This window comes from Erythrobacter sp. QSSC1-22B, from assembly GCF_001678665.1.
Lineage (GTDB): Bacteria > Pseudomonadota > Alphaproteobacteria > Sphingomonadales > Sphingomonadaceae > Qipengyuania.
This window is the reverse complement of record NZ_LZRP01000026.1, coordinates 1-2,532: the sequence shown is the minus strand read 5'-3', so window position 1 is coordinate 2,532 and position 2,532 is coordinate 1. Positions and strand designations below refer to the sequence as shown.

The window sequence follows — 2,532 nt, the reverse complement described above, 5'->3', positions numbered from 1 at the left end:
TGGAGGGTTCTGTGAGGTCGCGCGCGGCGCTGAGGGTCAGGCCGAGCGGTGTGCGCGACCTCATTGAAGCCGGATTGAGCGAACCCGCTGACGCGCTCGCGACCTATGGGATTAGTTCCGCAACGCTGGTTCCTGGCGACTGGGCTTGGGTGTTGCGATGCCGCCATACCGGTGATGACGATGCCGAATTGTCTGCAAACGTCGAAGTGATCGACGCACCCATCGGCAATTTGGGCTGATTGCGAGGTAAAGCTTCTGTCCGGTCGGCGGATCTACAAGATACCGGACATAGAAGATCATTGCGTCCCTCAGCGCTGATACCGAGGCGCTGCCATGATTGATGTCGGGATGGTATCCTGTGGTCATGACGTATCGGGCCACGGCCGTGATGGCCCGGTGCGCCAGCGCGGCATCGTAGCGGTGATGCGCAGAATGCCGCCGCAGCACGGGCAGACGGTTGGGTCAAAGCGGGGAAGCGGTTTGCTGGCCTCACTGGCTGCGGCAGTCGAAGCGGGCATCGCCGCGATCAGGAACTGCCGGATGATCGCGAGCCGGGCCCGGCGGCATCCATTGGCGAGGAAACCGTAATGGCGGATGCGATGAAAGCCGTCCGGTAGGCTGTGAATAAGGAAGCGGCGGATGAACTCGTGCGGATCGAGCGACATCAGTCTGGGCGCATTACCATGACGATAATCGCGCCAACGGAAAGTTACACTGGTCTCGTCGGCACTGACCAAACGGCTGTTGGCGATGGCGACTCGGTGGGTGTAGCGGCCGAGATAGGCGAGGACATGTTCAGGTGAACCGAACGGCGGCTTAGCATACACGATCCAGTTCTTGCGGCGCAGCTGCCGGATCGCGGCGGCGAAGGTGTCGGCGTCATCAAGCCCATCCAGCTTGCCGGAGAAGCGTAATCGCCCGGCCGCATGCGCCGTCTGAAGCCGCTCGAGGAACAGCCGCCGGAACAGGCTTGAGAGAACGTGGACAGGCAGGAAAAAGCGGGGCCGGCAACCGAGCCAGCGTCCATCCGAAGTGAGAACGCCGCCGGGGACGAGGCAATGAATGTGCGGATGATGGGTGAGCGCCTGACCCCAGGTGTGAAGAATGGCCAGGAATCCGATCTCGCCGCCGAGGTGCCTTGGATCGGCGGCGATGGTCTTGAGCGTTGCGGCGACGGCGTCGAACAGGATCGCATAGACTACCGCCTTGTTGTGGAACGCGATCTCGGCGACTTCGGCCGGCACCGTGAACACGACGTGGAAATAGGGTACCGACAGCAGATCCGCCTGACGGTCGGCAAGCCATCGTTCACGCGTCGCGCTTTGGCACTTGGGGCAATGCCGGTTGCGGCAGGAGTTATAGGCGACGCGGGTATGAGCGCAGTCCTCACAGGCCTCGATATGACCACCGAGCGCTGCTGTCCGGCAGAGCTCGATCGCGGACATGACGCGGCGTTCCACGCGGCCGATATGGCCGTCATGAGCATCGCGATAGGCAGGGCCATGGCGGCGGAAAATATCCGCCACCTCCAGATCGGAACGCACAGGTCCCGCTCAGTTCGGTGGCACCACCTCTAGCGTCAGGAGGTCGAGTGGGGACTGCGTTTTGGCGATCGTGCTTGTTGCCACGTGGGTGTAGCGCGCTGTCGTCGACAGGTTACTGTGCCCCAGCAGGACCTGAATAATCCGGATATCTGTACCGCTCTCCAGCAGGTGGGTCGCGAAGCTATGACGCAGCGTATGTACGCTGACCCGCTTGACCAGACCTGCCGCCTTGGTCGCAGATCGGCAGGCCGCGTGGAGGACCTGGACATCAATCGGCTTGTCTCCGCGGCCGGGGAACAACCAGCCCTCAGGACGTGCCAGTCGCCAGTAGGTCCGCAGAATATGCAGCAGTTGCGGCGACAGCATGACCGTGCGGTCCTTGGCACCCTTGCCATGGCGGATCTGGATCACCATCCGGTCGCTGTCGATATCCGCCATCTTGAGGCTCACCGTCTCCGATGCGCGTAATCCTGCAGCATAGGCAGCGGTCAAGGCGGTGCGTGCCTTCAGCGACGGCACTGCTTCCAAGAAGCGAACCACCTCGTCGGCGCTCAAGATCTCCGGCAGCTTGCGCGGGGTGCGCGCGTAGACAATCCGCTCCGGGATCTCCGCCCGGTCCAGCGTCACGCCGTAGAAGAAGCGTAGCGCACAGACCGTCTGGTTCAGCGCCGGCCAGGAAATGCCCTGCGACACCAGATAAACCTGGAATGCACGAACGTCTTCCAGCCCCAGCCTATCAGGTGAGCGGCTGAAATATCGGCTGAACTTCTTCACCGCATGCAAATAGGATCGTTGCGTCGCAGGCGACAGGTTGCGAAGTGTCATGTCGTCGATCATACGGCGACGCAGCGGGCTCACCGCTGTCGTGGTATCAACCATGGGATGGTCTCCTGGTAAGAGGTTGGTATCAGCAACCAAACCTTTCCATCAGGAGACCATTCCTGCCAATACCCTTACCTGTCCCGCGGCAGCGGGTTCGTTCAATCCC

3 protein-coding genes are annotated in these 2,532 nt (G+C 61.9%); 1 reads left to right on the top strand and 2 read right to left on the bottom strand.

What is annotated here, in order from left to right:
- The coding region (locus A9995_RS16885) for a hypothetical protein (protein WP_233998269.1) at positions 1-239 on the top strand (239 nt) is incomplete at its 5' end.
- Positions 240-362: 123 nt separating this feature from the next.
- On the opposite strand, the gene A9995_RS15645 is transcribed toward A9995_RS16885, so the two are convergent.
- Together A9995_RS15645 and A9995_RS15640 are read right to left on the bottom strand one after the other, a co-directional pair.
- Complete coding sequence (locus A9995_RS15645) at positions 363-1,544, bottom strand: IS91 family transposase (protein WP_067614727.1); 1,182 nt, start codon at positions 1,542-1,544, stop codon at positions 363-365.
- A 9-nt stretch (positions 1,545-1,553) separates the two neighbouring features.
- Complete coding sequence (locus A9995_RS15640) at positions 1,554-2,423, bottom strand: tyrosine-type recombinase/integrase (protein ID WP_067614725.1); 870 nt, start codon at positions 2,421-2,423, stop codon at positions 1,554-1,556.
- Between the last annotated feature and the right edge of the window lie 109 nt (positions 2,424-2,532).

Bases quoted from the DNA above. Each gene is read 5' to 3' on its own strand.
- A9995_RS15640 (WP_067614725.1), bottom strand. From the start codon at position 2,423: ATGGTTGATACCACGACAGCGGTGAGCCCGCTGCGTCGCCGTATGATC.